We start from the raw sequence: 20,028 nt of genomic DNA, 5'->3' as shown, positions 1-20,028 counted from the left end.
CCTTGGGAATTCGAGTTACTGGGCTTGGGTGGCCGACCTTTGGGCCACAGCGGCCGGAGGTGTCCAGATCACATCCTTGATGCTCAGCGGCTTGGGAATCAGCTTGAGCTGGAAGAACGTGTCAGCGATTTTCTGCTGCGCGGCGACCACTTCCGGGGTCAGGAACAGCGCGCCGTAGCCTTGGCGTTTCACCGAGGTCAGGGTGATGTCCGCCGGCAGGCCAAGCAGTGGCGCAACTTGTTGGGTGACGTCTTCAGGGTTGGCTTTCGACCATTCGCCGACGGCGCGCACTTCCTCGACGAGGGTCTTGATCACCTCAGGATTTTTCTGCGCGTAAGGCTTGGTCGCGAGATAGAACTGATGGTTGTCGACGATGCCTTTGCCATCGCGCAGGGTGTGCGCTTGCAGCTGTTTCTCGGCGGCGGCCTGGTACGGATCCCAGATGACCCAGGCGTCGACGCTGCCCCGTTCGAACGCGGCGCGGGCATCGGCTGGCGGCAGGAATACGGTTTGAATGTCGGAGTACTTGAGGCCGGCGTCTTCCAGTGCGCGCACCAGCAGGTAGTGGACGTTGGAGCCTTTGTTCAGCGCGACTTTCTTGCCCTTGAGATCGGCCACCGATTTGATCGGCGAGTCTTTCGGTACAAGGATCGCTTCGCTGTTCGGCGCGGGTGGTTCGTAGGCGACGTAAAGCAGATCGGCGCCGGCCGCCTGGGCGAACACCGGTGGAGTTTCGCCAGTGACGCCAAAGTCGATCGAACCGACGTTCAGGCCTTCGAGCAGTTGCGGGCCACCGGGGAATTCAGTCCATTGCACGTCGACGCCTTGGGCGGCCAGACGCTTTTCCAGCGTGCCTTTGGCTTTGAGCAGCACCAGCGTGCCGTACTTTTGATAACCGATCCGCAATGTCTCGGCTTGAGCTTGAGTGATGGCGCCGAAGGTGACAGCCGCAGCAAACAGAGCGACCAGACCACGACGCAAAAATACAGTGCGCATAGCGCTCTCCTTTTTGCTGTTGGGTTTTGGCTGCACCTGCTTGACCGTTGGCGGCTAAGTAAGGTGAGTGGAGCAAATTCGGTTGTGGCTTTTAAATGCTCCAGCGAGCACTCAATAAACGTTCGTTCAACAAGCCCGGTTCCAGCGGTTTCGGCCGGCGGGCCATGGCGCCGACAAACTGATCCAGCGCTTCATGCAGTCGTTGCTCCAGCGCTGGAGCCAATTGCGCCGCCGCACTGCCTTCGCCGTAAGCGATCTGGCTGTCTTCGGCAAAAATCCCTTGGAGCATTTCCTGGGCCTTCAATGCCGACAGCACCGGTTTGAGCGCGTAATCGACCACCAGCATGTGGGCGATGCTGCCGCCAGTGGCCATCGGCAAGACAATCTTGTGGTTCAGGGCACGCTCGGGCAGCAGATCCAGCAGCGTCTTCAACGCGCCGGAAAACGAAGCCTTGTACACCGGCGTGGCGATCAGCAGGCCGTCGGCGTTCTCGATCTGTTGCAGCAGATCGAGCACCTTCGGGCTGTCGAAGCGAGCGTGGAGCAGGTCTTCGGCCGGGAAATCCCGCACCTGATAACTCACCACTTCCACACCTTGCGCCTGCAACCAGCGTTGCGAGCGCTCCAGCAGCACCCCGGAACGGGAACGCAGGCTGGGACTGCCACCGAGTGAAACGACCAGCATTGAGACAATTCCTTAAGTGTTACAGGCGATTCGCGGGTTGCGATCTCGCTTCGATGGAGTGACCTTACCAGCTGATTTATATATCCATAAATCATATTTATTCATTTGGTTATGCATTTAAGAGATATGCAGTCAGCAGTGTCCAAGGCGAAAAAAAAGGCCGTCGTAACGGCCTCAAATTCCCTGCATCGTGGTTCTGAAAGCTGAATTCCGGGTGGCCTGCGCTGACGCCTTCGCGAGCAAGCCCGCCCCCACATTTTGGAATGCGTTCCCCCTGTGGGAGCGGGCTTGCTCGCGAAAGCGGCGGCAGCTACAACAAATATCTCACTGATTCATTTGTTCGGCTGTGGCGTCAGGCGCAGATACGGCTTCACCGCCCTGTAGCCTTTTGGAAAGCGCTGCTTGATCTCTTCCTCATCCTTGAGCGACGGCACGATCACCACCTCTTCACCGTCCTGCCAGTTGGCCGGGGTGGCCACCTTGTAGTTGTCGGTCAGCTGCAGCGAATCGATCACTCGCAAAATCTCGTGGAAGTTGCGCCCGGTGCTCGCCGGATACGTGATGGTCAGGCGGATCTTCTTGTTCGGATCGATGACGAACAGCGAACGTACGGTCAGCGTGTCGTTGGCGTTCGGATGGATCAGGTCATAGAGATCGGAAACCTTGCGATCGGCATCCGCCAGGATCGGAAAGTTGACGACAGTGTTCTGGGTTTCGTTGATGTCTTCGATCCACTTGTGGTGCGAGTCCACCGGGTCGACCGACAGCGCGATGGCTTTGACGCCGCGCTTGCTGAACTCATCCTTTAGCTTGGCGGTGAAGCCCAGCTCTGTGGTGCACACCGGGGTGAAGTCGGCCGGGTGGGAGAACAGCACGCCCCAGCTATCGCCCAGCCATTCGTGGAAACGAATCTTGCCGGCGCTGGAATCCTGTTCGAAATCGGGGGCGATGTCGCCAAGTCTGAGGCTCATGGTGCGGCTCCTGATGAGGTGTTCGAGACCTCAACTGTAGCCCGGGTTTTGCCATCGTGAAAAAGAATAAATAAGTCGATATCTAGATCATTAGTGAATATTAAACTTCTGTTCACTGGACGCTGGCAGGTATCCCGACGAACATCGGTCGCAAGGTTCGAGAAGGCCTTGAGTTGCTGTAAAGAGGGAAACTTCGGGAAAGGCTTACGGGGGTGGGCCTGACTCGAAAACGCAAAAGCCCCGTCCGGCGCGATGCCGGACGGGGCTTTTTTACATCAACGAATCGAGGCGCGCTATTACAGCAGCGGGATCGAGTAGCTGACGATCAGGCGGTTCTCGTCCTGCGAACGGGTGTTCGGCAGGTCGGTGCGCCATACCGCGTTTTTCCACATCAGGCCGACGTTTTTGAACGGGCCTTCCGGCACTACGTAACCGATGGTGAAGTCGCGTTCCCACTCGGAACGGTTCGAAGCGTTCTCGCGGCCGTTGGCGCCAACGGTGTCGATCGAGTCACCTTTGAGGTAAACCACACCAGCCGTCAGGCCGGGTACGCCGACTTTGGCGAAGTCGTACGAGTAGCGAGCTTGCCAGGTTTTCTCACCGGCACGACCGAACTTCTGGATCTGCATGTCAGTGATGGTGTAGTTCGACGAACCGTCACCCTGGTTCAGCCAAGGGAAATCGCTGCTGCCGTTGGAAACCTGGTAGCCGCCACCGAAGGTGTGACCTTCAACGGTGTACAGGAACAAACCGCTGTACAGGTTGTTGTCGACTTCGCCACGACCGTTACGGAAACCGGTGTAGTTACCGCTGCTGTAGTAAGTCGAATCAGTGCCGTTCTTGCCGTCATCGGAGCTGTTGAAGTAACGGAAGTCGGACTTCAATACGCCCGGGCCGATGGCCCAGTTGTGCACCAGACCCAGGAAGTGCTGCTTGTAGAAGTCTTCCAGGTTGCCGTAGTAGTACTGGGCAGTCAGGTCTTTGGTGATTTTGTAGTCACCACCGGCGTAGATGAACTTGTTGCTGTCACGGAAAGCAGTGCCACGGGAGTTGGCGCCACCGATCGAGAGGTTTTCGTTGTTGCTGGAGTTACGACCTTTCACCGCTTCGATCTGACCACCGACCAGAGTCAGGTCCTTGATCTCGCCGGAGGTGATCTGGCCACCCTGCCAGGTTTGCGGCAGCAGACGGCCGTCGTTGGTCACGATCACTGGCAGTTTTGGCTGCAGGGTACCGAGCTTCAATTCAGTCTGGGAGATCTTGGCTTTGGCAGTCAGGCCCAGGCTGGAGAAGTTGTCCACGGCTTTGCCATTGGACTCGCTCGGAAACACGGTGCCACCGTAGGCGGTGCCGCTGTTGCCGTTGGTGCCGCCACCCGAATCAAGACGGATACCCAGCAGGCCGATGGCGTCGAGACCGAAACCGACGGTGCCTTGGGTATAACCGGAGATGAAACGCAGATCGAAGCCTTGGCCCCACTCTTCGTTCTTGTTGGCGCCAGCGCCATCACGGTTGTCAGTGTTGATGTAGAAGTTGCGCAGACCCAGAGTAGCCTTGCTGTCTTCGATGAAACCGGCGGCGCCTGCCTGCTGCGCCATAACCCCAACGGCCACAGCCAGGGCCAAGGTGGACTTGTTCATGTATCGCTCCTCTCGTTCTAATTCTTGTGTTCCTGGTTCGGGGTCGATTTGCCCTGAATCCTAAGATTCGCGATTAGCGCCAGACCGTGACTGCCAAGTCAATCGTAACCTTGTATGTCTACGACCATCGTCTAATCGCAAGTGATTGGGTCCCTGCAGCGTAAAGACTTCCTGATAATCCCAAAAAGAATTTATTCATTCTTTTTCATACCATTCGGGTATATGGCCCATTAATGGCCATCCGCACTGGGAAACAGCGTATCGGCGCCTAAGCTCATTCCTAAATGGTATTTGTTGACCTTTTTTTAGATCGATTAGCTTTGTCGTACTCCCAACACGTCAAACCCATCGAAAAGGCGACGCATCATGGCGAAACGCGCACTATCAAGTCAATTTGTTACAGTTTGTGTGTCGGCACTGATTTCTTTTTCCGCACATGCCGCCGGTCTGACTGTCGGCTACCAGACCGGTATCGACCCGAGCAAAGTGCCGCAGGCCGACGGTGTCTATGAGAAAACCATTGGCGAGAAAATCGACTGGCGCCGCTTCAACAGTGGCCCGGAAGTTGTGACAGCCATTGCTTCCGGTGACGTGCAGATCGGCAACCTCGGTTCCAGCCCGTTGGCCGCTGCCGCTTCGCGCAACCTGCCGATTGTGGCGTTCATTGTGTCGGCGCAGATCAATGCCGCCGAAGCCTTGGTAGTGCGCAACGGCAGCGGTATCAACACACCGCAGGATCTGGTGGGCAAGACCATCGCCACGCCCTTCGTTTCCACCTCCCACTACAGCCTGCTGGGCGCACTCAAGCACTGGGGCCTGGACACCTCGAAAGTCAAAGTGGTGAACCTGCAACCGGCAGAAATCGCCGCTGCGTGGAAACGTGGCGATATCGATGGCGCGTTTGTCTGGTCGCCGGCACTGGGGGAAATCCGCAAGACCGGCAAGACCCTGACCGATGCCGCGCAGGTCGGCCAGTGGGGCGCACCGACCTTCGAAGTCTGGGTCGCGCGCAAGGATTTTGCCGAAAAACATCCCGACGTCGTCGCGAAGTTCGCCAAGGTCACGCTGGATTCATTTGCCGATTACGCGGCGCACAAAGACAGCTGGACGGCTGACTCGGTGCCCGTGCAGAAAATCGCCAAACTGACCGGTGCCAATGCCGCCGATGTGCCTGAGTTACTGGCCGGCTCAGCATTCCCGGATGCCAAGGCGCAGCAAACCACAGCGCTGCTCGACGGTGGCACGGCGAAGGCGATTGGCGAAACCGCGAAGTTTTTGAAGGAACAGGGCAAGGTTGAGACGGTGCTACCGGACTACTCGCCGTACGTCAGCGCGAAGTTTGTGGCGCAATAAAAGCTTCGCGAGCAGGCTCGCTCCCCCATGGTTTCATTGACCAAATGTGGAAGCGAGCGTGCTCGTGAATGGAGCACCTCGGTTACAGGGTCTTTTCGAAGATCTTCGAATTGCGCTGATAGTTGTACAGCGACGCCCGCGCCGCTGGCAGGCGTTCAACACTGCTCGGCTCGAACCCACGCTCGCGGAACCAGTGCGCGGTACGGGTGGTGAGGACGAACAGCGTTTTCAAACCCTGCGCCCGTGCACGGGTTTCAATACGTTCCAGCAGCTCATCACCGCGACCGCCATGGCGGTACTCCGGATTCACCGCCAGGCAAGCCAGTTCACCGGCATCGGAATCGGCAATCTGATACAGCGCCGCACAGGCGATGATCATGCCTTCACGCTCAACCACGCTGAACTGCTCGATCTCGCGTTCCAGTACTTCGCGCGAACGACGCACCAGAATCCCCTGCTCCTCCAGCGGACTGATCAGGTCGAGCAAACCGCCGACGTCCTCAATCGCTGCTTCGCGCACCAGTTCGAATTGCTCTTGGGCGACCAAGGTACCGCCACCGTCACGGGTGAACAGCTCGGTCAGCAGCGCGCCGTCTTCGGCGTAACTGACGATATGACTACGCGCCACGCCGCCCCGACAGGCTTCGGCAGCGGCATCGAGCAGTTCTGCCTGATAGTTGCTGCCCAGCCGCTGCAAATGCGCCGGCACTTGTTGCGGACGGAGTTCACGCACCAGTTTGCCGTTTTCGTCGATCAGGCCGAGGTCAGCCCCAAACAGCAGTAGCTTGTCAGCGCCCAGGTCGATGGCGGCGCGAGTGGCGACGTCTTCGCAAGCGAGATTGAAGATTTCACCGGTCGGCGAGTAACCCAGCGGCGACAGCAGCACAATCGAACGCTCATCGAGCAGGCGATTGATACCCTTGCGGTCGACGCGGCGCACTTCGCCGGTGTGGTGATAGTCGACGCCTTCCAGCACGCCGATCGGCCGCGCGGTAACGAGGTTGCCGCTGGCCACGCGCAGACGCGAACCCTGCATCGGCGACGACGCCATGTCCATCGACAAACGCGCTTCGATGGCGATGCGCAATTGGCCGACCGCGTCAATCACACAGTCCAGGGTTGCGGCATCGGTGATGCGCATGCCGTGGTGGTAATGCGGGGTCAGGCCACGGGCGGCGAGACGGGTTTCAATCTGCGGGCGCGAACCGTGCACCAGCACCAGGCGCACGCCAAGGCTGTGCAGCAGAACGATGTCGTGAACGATGTTGCCGAAATTCGGATGCTCCACGCCGTCGCCGGGCAGCATGACGACGAAGGTGCAATCGCGGTGGGCATTGATGTACGGGGACGCGTGACGAAGCCAATTGACGTATTCGGGCATGAACCTGGGCCTGTAATAAATAGCAGCCGGAAAAGGGGCGAAACGAAAAACGCACAGCGGGCTGATGGTTATCGTCGGAACAGGCTTGGCGACACGCGCGCTCTCCTCATGAATACGGGTTGGAATGCTGGCAATTTACAGCTTTTGATCAGGCAACACATAGATCCCTTGTGGGAGCGGGCTTGCTCGCGAAGGCGGTGTATCCGTAGACATCTATGTGTCTGACACACCGCCTTCGCGAGCAAGCCCGCTCCCACATGGACAGTGTTCAATTCATAGAACTTTGTCCGGGCTCAGGCAGTAATGTTCAATCAGTTGCCGTAATAGATGCACGGTAGGCTGCAAACGTGACATTTCAAGGTACTCGCCGGGTTGATGCGCACAGGCAATGTCGCCGGGGCCGAGCACGATGGTTTCGCAGCCAAGGCGCTGAAGATAAGGCGCTTCGGTGCCGAACGCTACTGCTTCGGCGCGGTGGCCGGTGAGCTTTTCGGCGATACGCACCAATTCGGCGTCTGCGGCCTGCTCGAACGGCGGCACTTCCGGGAACAACGGCTTGTAGTCGATCTTCACTTGATGGCGTTCGGCGACCGGACTGAGTTTGCGCAGAATCTCCGCACGCAGGACTTTCGGGTCCATCCCGGGCAACGGCCGCAGATCGAATTCGAGCGAACACTGGCCGCAGATACGGTTGGGGTTATCGCCACCATGGATGCAGCCGAAATTCATCGTCGGTTGCGGCACGCTGAACTGCGGATTGTTGAATTCGCGCTGCCACAGCAGGCGCAGGCCGCGCAGCTCGCCAATTGCATCGTGCATGGCTTCGAGAGCGCTGTGGCCCAAACGCGGATCCGACGAATGGCCGCTCTGTCCGAGGATGTCGATGCGCTCCATCATGATGCCTTTGTGCATGCGGATCGGCTTGAGCCCGGTCGGCTCGCCGATCACCGCCGCGCGGCCAAGCGGGCGTCCGGCCTCGGCCAGTGCGCGGGCGCCGGACATCGAGCTTTCTTCATCGCAGGTGGCGAGAATCAGCAGCGGTTGTTTGAACGGTTGATCGAGCAGCGGTTGCACGGCTTCGATGATCAGCGCGAAAAAGCCCTTCATGTCGCAACTGCCCAAGCCGACCCAACGTCCATCGACTTCAGTCAGCTTCAGCGGATCGGTCTGCCACAACGCATCGTCGTACGGCACGGTGTCGCTGTGCCCGGCCAGCACCAGCCCGCCGGGGCCGCTGCCGAAGCTGGCGAGCAGGTTGAATTTGCCCGGGCTGACCTGTTGGATATCGCAATTGAAACCCAGATCACCCAGCCAGCCGGCGAGCAAATCGATCACCGCGCGGTTGGATTGATCGAGGCTCGGTTGGGTACAGCTGACCGATGGCGCGGCGATCAGCGCAGCGAACTGGTCTTGCATGGACGGCAAAGGCATCGCTGACTCCAACTCCCGAATTGAGGTCCATCATAGAACCATCCGGCGCTCGGAATAAACCGCCGCAGGGCGTAGGAAGTTTGAGTCCTGTACACTGCACGGCCTTGGCAGCCACACATTCCCCCGGCTGCGCTCCCGATCCTGGATTTTCCGGCCATGCAGAAAGAAACCGAAATCAAACTCCGCGTCAGCCGCGAAACCCTCGCCGCCCTGCGCGAGCACCCGCTACTGAAAAAACGCAACAAAAGTGGCTGGGAACGCCGTGAGTTGATGAACCAGTACTTCGACACCCCCGAGCGCGATCTGGCCCAGGCCAAAGTCGCCCTGCGCCTGCGCAAGGACGGTGACGAAGTGATTCAGACCCTCAAGACCCGGGGCCAGAGCGTCGCCGGTCTGTCCGAGCGTAACGAGTACGACTGGCAGTTGCCGAAAGCCAAGCTCGACGTGAAGAAACTCGACGGCGAATGCTGGCCCGAGTCGCTGGCCGAGCTGGACAAGAAAACCCTCAAGCCGATCTTCACCACCGATTTCGTCCGCGAGCGCGCCGAAATCGCCTGGGGCCGTGGCAAGACCAAAGTGGTCATCGAAGCCGCACTGGACCTGGGCCACGTTGTCGTCGGCAAACAAAAAGAAGAAATCTGCGAGCTGGAACTCGAGTTGCGCGAAGGCGAGCCTGCCGCGCTGCTGGAATTGGCCGCCGAACTGGCCGAAACCCTGGCACTGATGCCGTGTGACATCAGCAAGGCTGAGCGCGGCTATCGTCTGTACGACGCCAACAGCTACTCGCTGAGCCTGCCGGCGCCGGAGCTGACCCCGGAAACCCAACTCGACGACGCCTTCGCTGCGCTGAGCTGGCACTTGCTCGGCAGCAGCCAGCGTCTGGCGGAACAGTATCGTTTCAACGGCCACTGGCGCCTGCTGCTCGACTGGGTCGAAAACCTCGCGGAAATGCGCGCCCTGCTCAGCAGCCTCGGCCAGGCCGCGCCGCGTCAGTCGACCCACGACTTGCGCGTCGCGCTGGATGCGTTGCTGGAAGACTGGCGCCCGCTGGTGCAGGCCGGTATCGAAGACGAAGACGTGCGCAAAGCCGCGCCAGAGCAATTCCTCGAAGAACTCGAAGACCCGCGCTGGGGCCTGTTCTCGCTGAGTACTTCACGCTGGCTGCTGGCTCGCACCTGGACCGCCGACCGTAACGTGCGGGGCAACCGTCAGGGCGGCGCGCAGTTGCACAGCTGGTTGCCACGCCTGTTGGGCGAAGAAGCCACCGCTCTGCAATTGCAGCGTTATCAGCAGCAGCCGGAAGATCTGGCTGAACAACTGCCGCGTATCGAGCGCATTCAGGTCTGGCTGCACCACGCGCGCAACGTGCTGGACATCCCGGAAATGGATCGCCTGTATGGCGAGCTGAACAAACTGGCGCAACTGGCCAACGAGCCGACGCTCACTGACGAACTGCTCGACGCGCGCAAGCAGCAGGCGATTGCGGTTTACCAGAATCGTGCCTGGAAAATGCTCCTGCGTATGTAACACCGCTTTCGCGAGCAAGCTCGCTCCCACACTGGAATGCAATCCCCTGTGGGAGCGAGCCTGCTCGCGAGGAAGCCAGCTGCCTTGCCTCAAACCGGCAGGCTGGTGGTGGACTTGATTTCAGAAAGCGCCACAATCGAGTTCACTTCCTGTATCCCCGGCACCAGCGACAGCTTCTCGAAGAAAAACCGCTCATACGCCTCGATGTCCGCCGCGACAATCCGCAGCAGAAAATCCACTGCGCCCATCAGCACATAACACTCCAGCACTTCCGGAAAACCGCGAATCGCCTCGGTAAACTCGGTGAAGTTCGAACGCCCGTGGGCGTTGAGTTTGATCTCGGCAAAGATCTGCGTGTTCAGGCCAATCTTCTTGCGATCGAGCAAGGTCACCTGACCGCGAATGATCCCCTCCTCCTTCATCCGCTGAATCCGCCGCCAGCACGGCGATTGCGACAGGCCGACCTGCTCGGCGATCTGCGCACTCGACAGAGAAGCATCCTCCTGCAGGAGGGCGAGAATCCTGCGGTCGTAGGCGTCCAATTCGCTATGCATAGAAAAACCTCAATTGAATCGTTAAGCGAATTGAATCAATCGTTCAATCGCCGATAACGTCGATCATAGCCAAGAAATACCCGCCACCGAATGTAAAAATTCCTCCAGAAATTTTGGAGACTCGCCATGCCGCACCTCGAAGCCGTCAACACCCTGCCAACCCGCGCCGATGTCTGGAACGTCAGCAACGCCCATTGCCTGGCGCAGTATCAGATCCTCGCCGAGGCCGAGCCGGATCTGCTGGTGCGGGTGCTCAACCTGTTTGCGCTGCAGTTCCTCACGCCTGAGCAGGTCAAGGTGCAGCGCATGGATGATCTGCTGTCGATCGACCTCGTCATGGGCGGACTGAGCTGGCACCGCGCGCAAGTGATCGCGGAAAAACTTCGTAACCTGATCAGCGTCTGCTCGGTCAACCTGCAAAACGCCGACAGCGCCTGGGAAGCGCCGGCGCAAGCGGCCGGCTGAAAAATCCGGCAACGGCTTCGTCGGGTAGTGGCCCAACGGTCTGCGGGGCCGCGACTATTCTTTTGCGCACTGTCGCTCAAAAGGAAGCCCGCATGTCCGTTCAATTTGCCACTCAGGACCGCTGGCTGGATCTCAACGAGGTGTTGCGTGAACTCGTCGCTCAGGGTTTTATCTGCCAGGACTCGGCGGAGCAGGCGCTGAATGCGCGGCGCCGTCACGCCGCCCATGGCCAGATGCATCCGCTGGAATTCATCGCCAGCCAACAGCTGGACGACCTCAGCCGCCCAGGCAAACACCTCGATCTGGAAAGCCTGACCCTGTGGCTGGCGCAGCAGGCCGGTCAGCCGTACCTGCGAATCGATCCATTGAAGATCAATGTCGCCGCGATCACACCGTTGATGTCCTACGCCTTCGCCCAACGGCACAAGATTCTCGCCGTGGCCGTCGACCGCGATTCGGTCACCGTGGCCAGCGCCCAGCCTTACGTCACCGGTTGGGAGGCCGATCTCACCCACGTATTGAAGCTGCCAATCAAACGGGTGGTGGCCAACCCGGCGGATATCCAGCGCTTCAGTGTGGAGTTCTTCCGCCTGGCCAAATCGGTCAGCGGCGCCAGCAATGCCGATCAGCAGAGCGGCAACCTCGGCAACTTCGAACAACTGCTCAACCTCGGCGCCAGCGATCAGGAGCCGGACGCCAACGATGCGCACATCGTCAACATCGTCGACTGGCTGTTCCAGTACGCCTTCCAGCAGCGCGCCAGCGATATCCACATCGAACCCCGGCGCGAACAAGGCACCGTGCGCTTTCGCATCGACGGCGTACTGCACAACGTCTACCAATTCCCGCCGCAGGTGACCATGGCGATTGTCAGTCGCCTGAAGAGCCTTGGCCGCATGAACGTCGCCGAGAAGCGCAAACCTCAGGACGGCCGGGTCAAGACCAAGACCCCGGACGGTGGCGAAGTGGAGCTGCGGCTTTCAACGCTGCCCACCGCGTTCGGCGAAAAAATGGTCATGCGGATTTTTGACCCGGAAGTGCTGCTCAAGAATTTCGACCAATTGGGCTTCAGCGCCGATGACTTGCGCCGCTGGCAGGACATGACCCGCCAGCCCAACGGCATCATTCTGGTCACCGGGCCGACCGGCTCGGGCAAGACCACCACGCTGTACACCACGCTGAAAAAACTGGCGACGCCTGAGGTCAACCTCTGCACCATCGAAGACCCGATCGAAATGGTCGAACCGGCGTTCAACCAGATGCAGGTGCAGCACAACATCGACCTGAGTTTCGCCGCGGGAGTGCGCGCGCTGATGCGGCAGGACCCGGACATCATCATGATCGGCGAGATCCGCGACCTGGAAACCGCTGAAATGGCGATTCAGGCGGCACTCACCGGGCACCTGGTGTTGTCGACCCTGCACACCAACGACGCGCCCAGCGCGATCAGCCGTCTGCTCGAACTCGGCGTGCCGCATTACCTGATCAAGGCCACCGTGCTGGGCGTCATGGCCCAGCGTCTGGTGCGCACCTTGTGCCCGCATTGCAAGGCGCCGCTGACGCTCGCCGACGAAGACTGGCAAACCCTGACCCGCCCATGGCAAGCACCGTTGCCGGGCAACGCGCAACGGGCCATCGGTTGCGTGGAATGCCGCGACACCGGCTATCGCGGGCGCGCCGGGGTCTACGAGATCATGCAACTGAGCGACAGCCTCAAGGCGTTCATCACCCCGGACGCCGACCTCACGGCGATTCGCCGACAGGCGTTCAAGGAAGGCATGCGCAGTTTGCGTTTGTCCGGGGCGCAGAAAGTCGCGGCGGGGCTGACGACGGTGGAAGAAGTGCTGCGGGTGACGCCACAAAGCGAGCAGAAATAAGCCGCCACGGAACCTGATCGGGGAAATGGCGATCCAAGGCCCTAGTTAACCCCCAGGAGTCATCTCATCATGCGTCTCAAACTTGCTGTCGCCACGCTGGCCTTGCTGTCCCTTCCCGTTGGTTCGGCCATGGCGGACAGCTTTTGGCGTAACGTCATTTCGTCCGGTGCCACCACCGGTTCGACTTATCTGACCTTCAAGGACCACAAGCTGATCGTCGCCGCACAGGACGATGCCGGCAGCTTCGTCGCCAGTGAAGGCGGCATTCGCGGGCCGTATCTGGAAGCCGCGATGCAGAAAGTCCGCGCCGACAATCCGGGTTTGCAGGCCACGGACATGGAACTGGCGAACGCGATTCTGGCGAAGAACGCCGTGGCTTCCGAGTAAGCCGTTCGCCGAAGCAAAAATGCCGCTCGATCGAGCGGCATTTTTTTGCCTGTCTTCTGAGCCCAGCACAAAACCCTGTGGGAGCGAGCTTGCTCGCGAAGGCCATTTCACATTCACAATCTACGGCGACTGACACTCCGCCTTCGCGAGCAAGCTCGCTCCCACAAGGACCGCGTACAGTCTGAATGTCAGCGGTAATCATTGACCGGGACGCAGGCGCAGAACAGGTTGCGATCGCCGTAAACATTGTCCACCCGATTCACCGCCGGCCAGTATTTGTGGGCCTTGGTGTGCGCGTCCGGAGTGATGCCCTGCTCGATGCTGTATGGCCGCTCCCAGACGCCGGTGACATCCGCCAGGGTATGCGGCGCCCGTTTCAACGGGTTGTCCTCTGCCGGCCAGTTGCCGTTCTGTACTTCGGTGATTTCTGCACGAATGCCCAGCATGGCGCCGATAAAGCGGTCCAGTTCTGCTTTCGACTCGCTCTCGGTCGGCTCGACCATCAAGGTGCCCGGCACCGGGAAGGACATGGTCGGTGCATGAAATCCGTAATCCATCAGGCGCTTGGCGACGTCTTCTTCGCTGATCCCGGTCAGCGCCTTCAAGGGCCGCAGGTCGAGAATGCATTCGTGAGCCACGCGCCCGTTGCGTCCGGTGTACAGCACCGGGAACGCGCCGGATAAATGCTGCGCCAGGTAATTCGCTGCGAGAATCGCCACCTCGCTGGCATCCGCCAGTTGCGGGCCCATCATGGCGATGTACATCCAGCTGATCGGCAAAATGCTCGCACTGCCCCACGGCGCCGCGCTGACGGCGCCGTTCTGCGCCAGTGGCCCGTCGATCGGCACCACCGGATGATTGGCGACGAACGGCGCCAAGTGCGCACGAATACCGATCGGCCCCATGCCCGGCCCACCGCCGCCGTGGGGGATGCAGAAGGTCTTGTGCAAATTCATGTGCGACACGTCGGCGCCGATATCCGCCGGCCGTGCCAGTCCGACCTGGGCATTGAGGTTGGCGCCGTCCATGTACACCTGACCGCCGTGCTTGTGGATAACCTCGCAGATCTCGCTAATGCCTTCCTCGTACACACCATGGGTCGACGGATAGGTCGCCATCAGGCATGACAACTTATCCCCAGCCTCGGCGGCTTTCGCTTTCAGATCGTCCAGATCGACGTTGCCCGCCTCGTCGCACTCGACGATCACCACGCGCATTCCGGCCATTTGCGCCGAGGCCGGGTTGGTGCCATGGGCCGAGGACGGAATCAGACAGATGTCCCGTGCACCCTGCTGACGGCTCTCGTGATATTTGCGGATCGCCAGCAACCCGGCGTACTCACCCTGAGCGCCGGAATTGGGCTGCATGCAGATCGCATCGAAACCGGTGATCGCGCAAAGCCAGCGCTCCAGCTCCTCGATCATCAGCGTATAACCAACCGCCTGCTCACGCGGCACGAACGGATGCAGGTTGGCGAACTGCGGCCAGGTAATCGGGATCATTTCGCTGGTGGCGTTGAGTTTCATGGTGCACGAGCCCAGCGGAATCATCGACTGATTGAGCGCCAGATCCTTGTTCTCCAGTTGCTTGAGATAGCGCAGCATCTCGGTTTCGCTGTGATGGGCATTGAACACTGGGTGGCGCAGATAGGGAGTGTTGCGCTGAAGATTGTCGGGGATGCCGGACTCAAGCGTTTCGGCGTCTAGATCGTCGACGTTCAACCCATGATCGGCGCCGAGCAGCACATCGAACAGTTTCACCACGGTGTGTTCATCGCACGTCTCATCAAGACTCAGCCCGACCCGACCGCGCCCGAGAATCCGCAGGTTGATCTGCGCAGCCTGGGCGCTTTCGATGATCGCGGTTTGCGCACCGCCGACGTCCAGCGTCAGGGTGTCGAAGAATTGCACATTGACCCGACTGATCCCTTTGCGCTCAAGCCCGGCTGCCAGGATGCAAGTCAGCCGGTGCACACGCTGGGCGATGCGCTTCAAGCCTTCCGGACCGTGATACACCGCATAAAAACTGGCGATGTTGGCCAACAGGACCTGCGCGGTGCAGATGTTCGAATTGGCCTTCTCACGACGGATATGTTGCTCGCGGGTTTGCAATGCCATGCGCAGCGCCACATTGCCCCGGGCGTCCTTCGACACACCGATGATCCGCCCTGGAATCGCTCGTTTGTATTCCTCGCGGCTGGCAAAGAACGCCGCGTGCGGGCCGCCATACCCCATCGGCACGCCAAAGCGCTGCGATGAACCGAACACCACATCGGCGCCCAGCTCACCTGGCGGCGTCAGCAATAACAGACTGAGCAAATCTGTGGCTACGCAGGCCAGCGCTTGCTGCGCATGCAGATGATCGATCAGCGGGCGCAGATCACGCACCTCGCCATGGGTGTCGGGATACTGCAGCAGCGCACCGAACACCTGATGCTGTTTGAGGTTGTCCACAGCATCGACGATCAATTCGAAGCCAAAACCTTCAGCGCGGGTCTGCACCACCGAAATGGTCTGTGGATGACAGTTCTCGTCGACGAAAAACAGATTGCTCTTCGATTTGGCTACGCGCTTGGCCAACGCCATGGCTTCCGCTGCCGCCGTGGCTTCATCGAGCAGTGAGGCGTTGGCCAATTCGAGGCCGGTGAGGTCGATGGTCAGTTGCTGGAAATTCAGCAACGCTTCGAGCCGGCCCTGGGCGATCTCCGGTTGATACGGGGTGTACGCGGTGTACCAGCCGGGATTTTCCAGCACGTTACGCAGGATGACCGTGGGAGTGAGGGTGCCGTGATAGCCCATGCCGATCAGGCTGGTGAACAGCTGGTTCTGCTCGGCATAACCACGCAGTTTCGCCAGCGCCGCTTGTTCGTCGAGGGCCGGCGGCAGGTCCATTGCACGATTGAGGCGGATGGCCGGCGGTACCGTCTGTTCGATCAGTTCAACGCGACTGCCGAGGCCGAGGCTGTCGAGCATCGCCTGTTGTTCGGCAGCATCGGGGCCGAGGTGACGACGCAGAAAAGCGTCGGGGTCGCGTAACTGGCTCAGGGACGGCAATCGGGACATGACGGGCTCTCTCTTGGCTTGCGCTCGGCGTCATCGCAACACGGTCAAACCAGCATAGCAGCCCGTATCGCGCCCAATATTCCAGTATCAGACGCATTTCCATTGTGGGAGCGGGCTTGCTCGCGAAGGCGGTGTGTCAGTCGACATGAATGTGTCTGATACACCGCCTTCGCGAGCAATCCCGCTCCCACAGGGGGAAATCATCGTGCACAAAAAAGCCCCGACAGGTCGGGGCTTTGCGGTGTTGCTTAACGCTTACTCGCCAATGGCAGCCTGGTAAGCGGCAGCATCCAGCAGCTTGTCCAGCTCGGCCTTGTCGCTTGGCTTGAGCTTGAAGATCCACGCACCGTACGGGTCGGAGTTCAGCAGTTCCGGCGAACCGCTCAGTTCTTCGTTGATCGCGATGACTTCACCGCTGACCGGCGAATAGATGTCGGAAGCAGCTTTCACCGACTCGACCACACCGGATTGATCACCGGCAGCGAACACCTTGCCCACTTCGGTCAGCTCGACGAACACCACATCGCCCAGCGCTTCCTGCGCGTGATCGCTGATGCCCACGGTGACGGTGCCGTCGGCTTCCAGACGGGCCCATTCATGACTTTCGGCAAAACGCAGTTCGGCAGGGATTTCGCTCATCTTCGGTGTCCTCGAGAAATTGTCAGCGGGCTGCCCGCCGGAGAAAGGTTAGATCAAAGTTTTGCCATGGCGTACGAAGGTCGGTTTGACCACTCGCACGGGATACCACTTGCCACGGATTTCCACTTCGGCGCGGTCGGCAGTTGCCATCGGAACACGCGCCAGGGCAATCGATTTGCTCAACGTAGGAGAGAAACTACCACTGGTGATCTCCCCTTCGCCAACATCGGCGATGCGAACCACTTGATGAGCGCGCAAAACACCACGTTCTTCCAGGACCAGACCGACCAGTTTGTGCGCGACGCCGGCGGCTTTTTCCGCCTCCAGCGCAGCACGGCCGATGAACTGGCGCGTGGCCGGTTCCCAGGCAATGCTCCAGGCCATGTTCGAGGCCAGTGGCGAAACGTCCTGATGAATGTCCTGACCGTACAGGTTCATCCCCGCTTCAACGCGCAACGTGTCACGGGCGCCGAGGCCAATCGGGGAAATGCCGGCGCCGACCAGATCGTTGAAAAACCCCGGCGCCTGATTGGCCGGCAGGCAGATTTCCAGGCCATCTTCACCGGTATAACCGGTACGGGCGATAAACCAGTCACCGTCGGTGTAGCCTTCAAAGGGTTTGAGGTGCTGGATCAGCGTGGCGCGGGACTGGGTCACCAGTTCGGCAATCTTGTGCCGGGCCTGCGGGCCTTGAATGGCGAGCATCGCCAGCTCGGCGCGTTCGTGCAGTTGCACGTCGTAGGCGCCGAGTTGCGCGTTCATCCAGGCCAGATCCTGATCGCGGGTGGAGGCGTTGAACACCAGACGATAAGCGTCCTCGAGGCGATAGACGATCATGTCGTCGACGATGCCGCCGCGCTCGTTGAGCATGGTGCTGTACAACGCCCGGCCGGGGCGGTGCAGGCGGTCGACATCATTGGCCAGCAAATGCTGGAGCCAGGCCTTGGCCTGGGTGCCGGTGACGTCGATCACGGTCATATGGGAAACATCGAACACCCCGCAATCGCGGCGCACTTCGTGGTGCTCCTCGACCTGCGAGCCGTAATGCAGTGGCATGTCCCAACCGCCAAAATCGACCATCTTCGCGCCGAGGGCGAGATGCAGGTCATACAGAGGCGTACGCTGTCCCATGGGTTTCTCCTTCCGGGCGTGGCGAAGGTGCGGACAGCCGCTACACGGGTGAAAGCCTTGAAATAGAAGGCTCTCAGCCGATCCCAGCGAACCGGTCTGTCAGACGAACCGCACCGAATGCCGCGCATTGTAGCCGCATGATTCAGGACTCACTACTAAGTGTTTCGATGCGCCGAGCGGCGGATCAGGCCAATGACCGGCAGTAAACCGACCAACACCAGGGTCAGCGCTGGCAGCGACGCCCGCGCCCACTCGCCCTCGCTGGTCATTTCAAAGATCCGCACCGCCAGCGTATCCCAGCCAAACGGGCGCATCAGCAGGGTCGCGGGCATTTCCTTGAGCACATCGACGAACACCAGCAGCGCAGCGCTCAACGTGCCGGGCAACAACAGCGGCAGATACACTTTGAAAAACAGTCGCGGCCCACTGACACCGAGGCTACGTGCTGCTTCGGGCAAAGATGGCCGTATACGCGCCAGACTGCTCTCGAGCGGTCCATAGGCCACGGCAATAAAACGCACCAGATAAGCCATCAGCAACGCCGCCAGGCTGCCGAGCAGCAGCGGCTTGCCCGCGCCACCGAGCCAGCCCGAGAGTGGAATCACCAGCTCGCGATCCAGGTAACTGAACGCCAGCATGATCGACACCGCCAGCACCGAACCCGGCAAGGCGTAACCCAGGTTGGCCAGACCCACACCGGAGCTGATCGCCTGCGTCGGCGCCAGTCGTCGAGCGAACGCCAAGAGCAAGGCAACGCTGACGGTAATCAGTGCCGCCATGCCGCCCAGATACAAGGTATGCAGTATCAGCCCGGCGTAACGTTCATCGAGATCGAAACGGCCACGCTGCCAGAACCAGACGATCAGTTGCAGCACCGGGATCACGAAGGCGCAGGCAAATACCAATCCGCACCAGCTCATCGCCGCGAAGGCCTTGAATCCGCGCAAGTGATAAAGGGCTTTCACCCGTGGCCGTTCGTTGCTCGCCCGATTGGCCCCGCGCGCGCGACGCTCGCCATAAAGCACCAGCATTACTACCAGGAGCAACAGACTGGCCAGTTGCGCCGCACTCGGCAGGCTGAAGAAGCCGTACCAGGTTTTGTAGATCGCCGTGGTGAAGGTGTCGAAATTGAATACTGACACCGCGCCGAAGTCCGCCAGGGTTTCCATCAGCGCCAGTGCCACGCCGGCGCCAATGGCCGGACGCGCCATCGGCAATGCCACGCGCCAGAACGCTTGCCACGGCGATTGACCCAGTACCCGCGCCGCTTCCATCAGGCCTTTGCCCTGGGCGAGGAATGCCGTACGCGCCAGCAGATAGACGTAGGGATAGAAGACCAGCACCAACACCACAATCACCCCGCCAGTGGAGCGCACCCGGGGCAGACGCAGGCCTGTGCCAAACCATTCGCGCAGCAAGGTCTGCACGGGGCCGGCGAAGTCGAGCAGGCCGACGAAAACGAAGGCCAGCACATAGGCGGGAATGGCGAAGGGCAGCATCAGCGCCCAGTCGAGCCAGCGTCGACCGGGGAATTCGCAGAGGCTGGTGAGCCAGGCCAGGCTGACGCCGAGCAGCGTCACGCCGACACCGACGCCGACGACCAACGTCAGGGTGTTGCCGAGCAGGCGCGGCATCTGGGTTTCCCACAGATGCGACCAGATTTGCTGATCGATGGTCTGCCATGACAGCAGCAGAACACTCAGGGGCAACAGCACCAGCGCGGCGATGGCGAAGACGATGGGGTACCAGCGGCGTTGGGCGGGGTGGGCCACTTTTTGGACTCTGGAGGGATGTGAGTGTTCTTGGGCTTGGTGTTTCAGATCAGGACTGTTGCCCTCACCCTAGCCCTCTCCCGGGGGGAGAGGGGACTGACCTAGGTGCTCATGCAAGCTACATCGACCTGAGATATCGAGTCGAACTCAAGTTTTC

At 60.2% G+C, this 20,028-nt stretch carries 16 protein-coding genes; 5 read left to right on the top strand and 11 right to left on the bottom strand.

Annotated features, from left to right (window positions below; translation table 11 throughout):
• Positions 1-15: 15 nt before the first annotated feature.
• The 4 genes from ACM6IV_RS14660 to ACM6IV_RS14645 form a co-directional block, all read right to left on the bottom strand.
• Positions 16-996, bottom strand: coding sequence for a sulfonate ABC transporter substrate-binding protein (locus tag ACM6IV_RS14660; RefSeq protein WP_414870530.1), 981 nt, complete (start codon positions 994-996; stop codon positions 16-18).
• A gap of 91 nt (positions 997-1,087) precedes the next feature.
• The gene (ssuE, locus tag ACM6IV_RS14655) at positions 1,088-1,681 is read right to left on the bottom strand and encodes an NADPH-dependent FMN reductase (RefSeq protein ID WP_007913832.1); all 594 of its coding nucleotides are present in this window, start codon (positions 1,679-1,681) and stop codon (positions 1,088-1,090) included.
• A gap of 332 nt (positions 1,682-2,013) precedes the next feature.
• On the bottom strand, positions 2,014-2,652 hold the full coding sequence (locus tag ACM6IV_RS14650; protein WP_007913831.1) for a peroxiredoxin: 639 nt from the start codon (positions 2,650-2,652) through the stop codon (positions 2,014-2,016).
• A gap of 296 nt (positions 2,653-2,948) precedes the next feature.
• Positions 2,949-4,292, bottom strand: coding sequence for an OprD family porin (locus ACM6IV_RS14645; protein ID WP_414870529.1), 1,344 nt, complete (start codon positions 4,290-4,292; stop codon positions 2,949-2,951).
• Positions 4,293-4,655: 363 nt separating this feature from the next.
• Between ACM6IV_RS14645 and tauA the strand changes: the two genes are divergently transcribed.
• Positions 4,656-5,645, top strand: coding sequence for a taurine ABC transporter substrate-binding protein (gene tauA, locus ACM6IV_RS14640; protein ID WP_414870761.1), 990 nt, complete (start codon positions 4,656-4,658; stop codon positions 5,643-5,645).
• An 82-nt stretch (positions 5,646-5,727) separates the two neighbouring features.
• Here tauA and argA read toward each other — a convergent pair whose 3' ends face one another.
• Both argA and argE read right to left on the bottom strand, forming a co-directional pair.
• Positions 5,728-7,026 carry an amino-acid N-acetyltransferase gene (argA, locus tag ACM6IV_RS14635; protein WP_414870528.1) on the bottom strand — a complete coding sequence of 433 codons (1,299 nt, stop codon included), beginning with the start codon at positions 7,024-7,026 and terminating at the stop codon, positions 5,728-5,730.
• A 273-nt stretch (positions 7,027-7,299) separates the two neighbouring features.
• On the bottom strand, positions 7,300-8,457 hold the full coding sequence (gene argE / locus ACM6IV_RS14630) for an acetylornithine deacetylase (RefSeq protein WP_414870527.1): 1,158 nt from the start codon (positions 8,455-8,457) through the stop codon (positions 7,300-7,302).
• Between the two features lie 156 nt (positions 8,458-8,613).
• Here argE and ACM6IV_RS14625 point away from each other — a divergent pair, with 156 nt between their 5' ends.
• Positions 8,614-9,984, top strand: a complete 1,371-nt coding sequence (locus ACM6IV_RS14625; protein ID WP_414870526.1) for an inorganic triphosphatase — start codon at positions 8,614-8,616, stop codon at positions 9,982-9,984.
• Between the two features lie 89 nt (positions 9,985-10,073).
• On the opposite strand, the gene ACM6IV_RS14620 is transcribed toward ACM6IV_RS14625, so the two are convergent.
• A complete protein-coding gene (locus ACM6IV_RS14620; protein WP_414870525.1) occupies positions 10,074-10,538 on the bottom strand; it encodes an Lrp/AsnC family transcriptional regulator in 465 nt (154 codons plus the stop codon).
• Positions 10,539-10,664: 126 nt separating this feature from the next.
• Here ACM6IV_RS14620 and ACM6IV_RS14615 point away from each other — a divergent pair, with 126 nt between their 5' ends.
• The 3 genes from ACM6IV_RS14615 to ACM6IV_RS14605 all read left to right on the top strand — a co-directional run bounded on the left by ACM6IV_RS14615 (position 10,665) and on the right by ACM6IV_RS14605 (position 13,267).
• Positions 10,665-11,003, top strand: a complete 339-nt coding sequence (locus ACM6IV_RS14615; RefSeq protein WP_414870524.1) for a hypothetical protein — start codon at positions 10,665-10,667, stop codon at positions 11,001-11,003.
• A 92-nt stretch (positions 11,004-11,095) separates the two neighbouring features.
• Positions 11,096-12,880: a GspE/PulE family protein gene (locus ACM6IV_RS14610; protein WP_414870523.1), complete on the top strand. Its 1,785-nt coding sequence runs from the start codon at positions 11,096-11,098 to the stop codon at positions 12,878-12,880.
• A 66-nt stretch (positions 12,881-12,946) separates the two neighbouring features.
• Positions 12,947-13,267: a DUF2388 domain-containing protein gene (locus tag ACM6IV_RS14605; RefSeq protein WP_414870760.1), complete on the top strand. Its 321-nt coding sequence runs from the start codon at positions 12,947-12,949 to the stop codon at positions 13,265-13,267.
• 188 nt (positions 13,268-13,455) lie between these two features.
• Here the strand turns inward: ACM6IV_RS14605 and gcvP are convergent, their stop codons facing one another.
• The 4 genes from gcvP to ACM6IV_RS14585 form a co-directional block, all read right to left on the bottom strand.
• Positions 13,456-16,329 (bottom strand): aminomethyl-transferring glycine dehydrogenase, encoded by a 2,874-nt coding sequence (gene gcvP / locus ACM6IV_RS14600; RefSeq protein ID WP_414870522.1) that lies wholly within the window; start codon positions 16,327-16,329, stop codon positions 13,456-13,458.
• A gap of 255 nt (positions 16,330-16,584) precedes the next feature.
• Positions 16,585-16,968, bottom strand: a complete 384-nt coding sequence (gcvH, locus tag ACM6IV_RS14595) for a glycine cleavage system protein GcvH (protein WP_414870521.1) — start codon at positions 16,966-16,968, stop codon at positions 16,585-16,587.
• 48 nt (positions 16,969-17,016) lie between these two features.
• Positions 17,017-18,099 carry a glycine cleavage system aminomethyltransferase GcvT gene (gcvT, locus tag ACM6IV_RS14590; protein ID WP_414870520.1) on the bottom strand — a complete coding sequence of 361 codons (1,083 nt, stop codon included), beginning with the start codon at positions 18,097-18,099 and terminating at the stop codon, positions 17,017-17,019.
• Positions 18,100-18,254: 155 nt separating this feature from the next.
• On the bottom strand, positions 18,255-19,871 hold the full coding sequence (locus ACM6IV_RS14585; protein WP_414870519.1) for an ABC transporter permease: 1,617 nt from the start codon (positions 19,869-19,871) through the stop codon (positions 18,255-18,257).
• Positions 19,872-20,028: the final 157 nt, after the last annotated feature.

The sequence above is a fragment of the Pseudomonas sp. IT-347P genome, from assembly GCF_949768005.1.
Lineage (GTDB): Bacteria > Pseudomonadota > Gammaproteobacteria > Pseudomonadales > Pseudomonadaceae > Aquipseudomonas.
Note: the sequence above shows the minus strand (reverse complement) of the source record. Positions and strands in the feature narration are given on the sequence as shown.